The organism is Aquabacterium sp. (assembly GCF_004297345.1).
GTDB lineage: Bacteria > Pseudomonadota > Gammaproteobacteria > Burkholderiales > Burkholderiaceae_C > Aquabacterium.
The window spans coordinates 1-5467 of record NZ_SCTN01000047.1 but is presented as its reverse complement, the minus strand read 5'-3'; the positions used below and the strand labels follow the sequence as shown (position 1 = coordinate 5467).

Here is a 5467-nt window from a genome sequence, read left to right as displayed (position 1 = left end):
TGTTTCGCCGTGGCCTTCATCGGTTGGCTGGTGGCGCTGCGCATCCCCGCTTCGCCCTCATCCGATCCCCATCTCAAGCTGAACTGGAACCCGGTATCCGAGACCTGGCGCAACCTCAAGCTGGCTGCCGAGTACCCCAGCGTGTTCCGTTCCTTGCTGGGCATCTCGTGGATGTGGTTCTTTGGCGCCGTGTTCCTGTCGCAGTTCCCGTCCTTTGCCAAGGAAGTGCTGGGTGGCAATACCGAAGTGGCTTCGCTGTTGCTGGTGGTTTTTTCCGTGGGCATTGCCACCGGCTCGCTGCTGTGCGAGACCTTCTCGCATCGCCACGTCGAAATCGGCCTGGTGCCCATTGGTGCCGTGGGCATGAGCGTGTTTGCGTTTGACTTGTACCTGGCCACGCAGCATCTGTCGCATGCGTCGGGCGCGGCCTTGATGTCGGTAGGCGAGTTCGTGTCTCGTCATGAGCACTGGCGCGTCATGGCCGATCTGGCCTTGCTGGCTTTCAGTGCGGGGCTGTACAGCGTGCCGATGTATGCCTTGATCCAGTTGCGCGCCAAGCCCAGTCACCGCGCGCGCATCATCGCGGCCAACAACATCCTCAACGCCTTGTTCATGATCGTGAGCAGCCTGATGGCGGGCGCTTTGCTGGGCCGGGGCTTTTCCATCCCGCAAGTGTTTGCGGTCACCGCCTTGCTCAATGTGATCGTCGTGGGTTATGTGTTCTGGTTGATGCCTGAGTACATCGTGCGGTTGGTCATGCTGTTCGTGACCCGCATCGTGTACCGCCTCAAGGTGCGTGGTGACGAGAACCTGCCAACCGATGGTGCGGCCATCCTGGTGTGCAACCACGTGAGCTTTGTGGATGCCGTGATTCTGGGTGTGTGCAGTCCGCGTCCGATGATTTTCCTGATGGACCACCGCATCTTCAAGACGCCTGGCATGGGCTGGTTCTTCCGTGCAGTCAAGGCGATTCCGATTGCGCCTCAGAAGGAGAATCCGCAAGCTTACGAACGCGCATTCGAGCGGGCCCGACAGGTGCTCAATGAAGGTGAGTTGCTGTGCCTGTTCCCCGAAGGTGCGATCACCAAGAACGGCCAGATGCAACCCTTCAAGCCGGGCATCATGAAGATCCTGGAGACCAATCCTGTGCCCGTGATCCCGTCCGCCTTGCACAACCTGTGGGGCTCTACCTTCTCGCGTATCGAAGGCGCGGCCATGTCCAAACCCTTGCGCCGCGGCCTGTTCAACCGCATTGGACTGGTGGTGGGCGATCCGGTGGCGCCTCAGAACGTGACGCCTGAAGATCTGCAGGTTCGCGTTCAAGCCTTGCTGGATCAGCCGTCGCCTTGAGGCAGGGCAAGCCGTGGCTGTGTCGGATCCGCGTGCTCATCAGATCCGGCTGCTCAGGCTGAGGCGGTTTGCACCGTTTTTCTGGACGGTGTTTCTGGGGGCGGTCAATGACAACCTGCTGAAGTTCACGGTTGTCCTGATCCTCACCTATCAGGTCAACGTGCCTTGGTTGCCGCCCGAGTTGGTCGGGCCGGTTCTCGGCGCCTTGTTCATCCTGCCCTCGGTGTTGCTGTCGGCCACGACGGGGCAGTGGGCTGATCGTTCCGATCTGGCCCGCCTCATGCGTCTGGCCAAGTCGGCCGAAGTGCTCATGATGTTATTGGCGGGCTGGGCGTTGTTGGCAAAGCATGTGCCGCTGTTGCTGTTGAGCGTGTTGTTGTCAGGCGTGCACGTCACCCTGTTTTCTACGGTGAAGTACGCCTATGTGCCTCGCCATTTGCACGCAGGGGAGTTGACCGGTGGCAACGGCCTGCTGGAGATGGGTACCTTCACGGCCATCTTGCTGGGTACGGTCTGCGGTGGTGTGCTGGTGGCACCCCGGTGGGGCGGCATGTGGGGTTTGATCGCGGCCATCATCGTGTTGGCGCTGGCGGGCCGCCTTGCTGCGCAGTGGGTACCGCTCACGCCACCGGTCTCGCCCGGTTTGAAGATGAACTGGAACCCCCTGGCGGAAACCTGGCGCAATCTCGATCGCATCCATCACGAACCCGTCCTGTTCTTGTGTCTGCTGGGCATTTCCTGGATGTGGTGTTTCGGTGCGTTCTTTCTTGGCCTTTTCCCGGTGCTGAGCAAAACCGTGCTGCACGCGGGCGAAGACATCGCCGCCTTGCTGCTGGTGTTGACATCGCTGGGTGTGGCAACAGGTGCCTTGTTATGCGAATGGCTGAACCGGGCCAAGCAGGGGGATGCGCCTGATCTGGGTTTGGTGCTGGTGGGCGCTGCGGGCATGGGCGTGTTTGGCCTGGACATCGCCTGGGTGGTGCACGGTATATCCACCGATCCTGGTATGGCGCAGGTCAAGGCCTATTCGGTGGGGGATTTTCTGGCCAGGCCCTTGCACTGGCGTGGTCTGGCGGACCAGATGATGATGTCGGTGTCCATCGGCTTGTTCAGCGTGCCCTTGTACGCTCAGATGCAATTCAGGGCGGAGGCAGACAGGCGGGCGCGCATTGTTGCGGCCAACAACATCCTCAATGCCTTGCTGATCTTGTTGAGCGCCCTGTTGACCTGGCTGCTGTCGGCCTTGGGGTGGGGTGTGGGGGGCATTTTTGCCGTGGCAGCGCTGTTGCATGGATTTGTCGTGACGATGACCGTCTGGTGGCAGCCGCTGCTGTGGCGACAGACCGTGGCCTGGTTACGACGTTGGCGTGGCCCCTCGCCTGAATAAGGTGGCAGTCAGCTTCTGGCTTGCCGCGACAATGACAGGAATTGCGGCTGACCAATTGATGCCGCACCTCTATCGTCATAGATCCTGAAAAATGGAAAGCTTGCTCACGCGCGCGGGTTGGGCCCGCGTGATTCCTTTTGCCCTGTTCATGGTGCTGCTGGCCGTGCGTGGCTACATGCCACAAGACAACACCTGGCTGGATCCGCGCTGGGTGTATGGGGTTTCCGTCGCAATCGTCGGCGGCAGCATTGCCTTTTTCTGGCGCGAATACAGCGAGCTGGCGGTCGGATCCAGGTTGACGATGCTGCAAGCGGTCGTGGCGTTGATGGTGGGCGCTGTGGTGTTCAAGCTGTGGATCCTGCTGACCGAACCATGGATGATGCTGGGCCGTCCCACGGCCAGTTTCAGACCTGTGGACCCGGATGGGCAGCTGCAATGGGGGTTGTTGACCGTGCGCTGGATCGGTGCGGCCTTGCTGGTGCCCGTCATGGAAGAGCTGTTCTGGCGATCTTTCCTCATGCGCTGGATCGACAATCCCGATTTCGAAAAAGTCGATCCTTCAGAGGTGTCCCCGAAGGCCATGGTGCTGTCTACCCTGGTGTTCATGCTGGCGCATACCCAGTGGTTGGGGGCCATCGTGGCCGGCCTGGCATATGCCTGGTTGTACCGGTACACGCGCTCTCTGTGGGCGCCGATTCTGGCGCATGCCATCACCAATGGTGTGCTGGGTATCTGGGTGGTCGTTTACGGAAACTGGCAATTCTGGTGATCTGAGGATGGGTCAAGCCATGAGTCGTGTGCGTGGAAGGTGGGGCTGGTTGCTGCAGGCCTTTGTGCTGCTGGTCGCCGTTGGCGTGGTGTTTCTGTGGAGCAATCTCTCCGATAACCCGGAGAGGCGGCCTGTGTTGGCCTTGCTGCAATATCTTCCGTATCCCGTCTACCTGGCGCCTGCTGTGCTGGCACTGATCGTGTCGTTCTGGCTGGCTTGGCCCTGGCGGGTGGTGTCGATGTCGGCGCTGGCCGTGGTGCTCGTTCCCATCATGGGTTTGTGCCTGGGGCATGCGGACGAGGGCTATGGTCGCATTCGCTTCATGACCTACAACACCAAGGCCTATTACGCCAACTTGCGGCCACATGGCTTTGAGGAACTGGCCATGGAGGTCATGCAGCATGATCCTGACGTGCTGGTGATGCAGGATTCAAGCGAAATGAATCGATTGCAGCAAAACCGGCCGGACATGTTCCATGCCATCGTGGGTGATCGCCACACCTATGGCTACGGGCAGTACTTGATTGCAAGTCGGTTCCCGCTCAAGGATTGCGGCCCTGGCTGGATCCCGTTCGATATGCAGATGCACAGTTTCGCGCACTGCGTGCTGCAGGCGCACGGTCAGGAAATTGACCTGGTGACCGTGCATTTCGTGACCCCACGAGAAGGGCTCAATGCCACGCGTCGGGAGGGGCTCAAAGGCTTGACCGCCTGGAGCGACAACATGAACCATCGCCTGGGGCAGTCGGGATTGCTGGCTGAACAGATGCGGCAGTTCAAGCCGCAGCGCCCACGCATCGTGGCGGGCGATCTGAATGCACCGGAATCTTCCGCTGTGGTGAAGACCTTGTTGCATACCGGCTTGAGGGATGCCTATTCTTCAGCCGGATTCGGCTATGGCTACACGCATGGTCATTCGCTCAAGCCGGGACTGTCCTTGTTGCGGATCGACCATATTCTGGTCAGCGACAGCATTGGTGTGGTGGATGCCGAAGTGGGCGGCAAGATCGCCTCGGAGCATCGCCCGGTGATCGCCGATCTGTTGCTGGTCAAGCAATGATCACTGAGCGCCAGGTGCTCTAAAAGAGATCGCGCAAGCGTCGAAACAAGGCTTTTGTGCTTTGTTTGAAGCTTTGCCACTGTCGCCAGGCCTGGCTGGATTTGACGCGTGCCAGCACCCCATCCTTGAAGCGCATCCACTTGTCGAAAGCCCGGGCAAACCAGGCCAGTTTCATGAGGGTGGGGCGGGTCAGCATGAACAAACGCGCTGATACGGCTGTGCCGCCCAGTTTGGCAGCGATGATGAGGCTGATACCCAGAACGGTGTGCCCGTGCCCTAACCAATAGAGCGCGAGCAGCTTGACGGGCAGCAGCGTCAGCAAGGGGATGGCAAAGATGGCCAGCGCCCCGTATGGCGGCAAGGCCCGTATGCGGCCTTCGATCCAGCGCAGGCCGGGCAGTCGCCCAAACCAGGCGACGATGGCGGCCAGGTATTCCCAGCCCCACTCCTCGAACAGCAGCACCAGGGCGATCAGCCAGATGCCCGTCGTGGTGATGGCGTGGCCGATCCAGAAGATCAGCCCGTTCAGCCCGCGTTTGAGCGCGGCCAACATGTTGCTCAGCATGTTGGCAGTATGGGGCCTGGCTGTGAAGTTTTGTTGCCTGGCACCGAGCTACAGACCTGGCCTTAAATGCCGCGAGCGCGGTCCGCAGCAAACTGCTTCTGGAACTCGCCAAATCGACCAGCATCCAGTGCGTCGCGTACTTCCTGCATCAGGTTCAGGTAGTAGTGCAGGTTGTGGATGGTGGTCAGCATGGGGCCGAGCATCTCGCCGCAACGATCCAGGTGGTGCAGGTAGGCTCGGCTGAAGTTGGCGCAGGTGTGGCAGGTACAGGTTTCGTCGATCGGGCGCTCGTCGGCCTTGTAGCGGCTGTTGCGCAGGCGCAGGTCGCCATAGCGT

General features: G+C 60.4%; 6 protein-coding genes. 4 read left to right on the top strand and 2 right to left on the bottom strand.

Annotation, left to right across the window (positions count from 1 at the left end; all coding sequences use genetic code 11):
• The 4 genes from EPO09_RS01435 to EPO09_RS01420 all read left to right on the top strand — a co-directional run.
• On the top strand, window positions 1–1350 hold a 1350-nt coding region (locus tag EPO09_RS01435; RefSeq protein ID WP_290639445.1), incomplete at its 5' end, for a 1-acyl-sn-glycerol-3-phosphate acyltransferase.
• Between the two features lie 13 nt (window positions 1351–1363).
• On the top strand, window positions 1364–2737 hold the full coding sequence (locus EPO09_RS01430; protein ID WP_290639443.1) for an MFS transporter: 1374 nt from the start codon (window positions 1364–1366) through the stop codon (window positions 2735–2737).
• A gap of 91 nt (window positions 2738–2828) precedes the next feature.
• Window positions 2829–3506 carry a CAAX prenyl protease-related protein gene (locus EPO09_RS01425; RefSeq protein ID WP_290639441.1) on the top strand — a complete coding sequence of 226 codons (678 nt, stop codon included), beginning with the start codon at window positions 2829–2831 and terminating at the stop codon, window positions 3504–3506.
• A gap of 19 nt (window positions 3507–3525) precedes the next feature.
• Entirely contained in the window at window positions 3526–4566 is a 1041-nt protein-coding gene (locus EPO09_RS01420) for an endonuclease/exonuclease/phosphatase family protein (RefSeq protein ID WP_290639439.1), read from the top strand.
• Window positions 4567–4585: 19 nt separating this feature from the next.
• Here EPO09_RS01420 and EPO09_RS01415 read toward each other — a convergent pair whose 3' ends face one another.
• Window positions 4586–5131 (bottom strand): hypothetical protein, encoded by a 546-nt coding sequence (locus tag EPO09_RS01415; protein WP_290639437.1) that lies wholly within the window; start codon window positions 5129–5131, stop codon window positions 4586–4588.
• Window positions 5132–5193: 62 nt separating this feature from the next.
• A partial coding sequence (locus EPO09_RS01410; protein ID WP_290639435.1) for a tRNA-guanine transglycosylase occupies window positions 5194–5467 on the bottom strand: 274 nt, incomplete at its 5' end.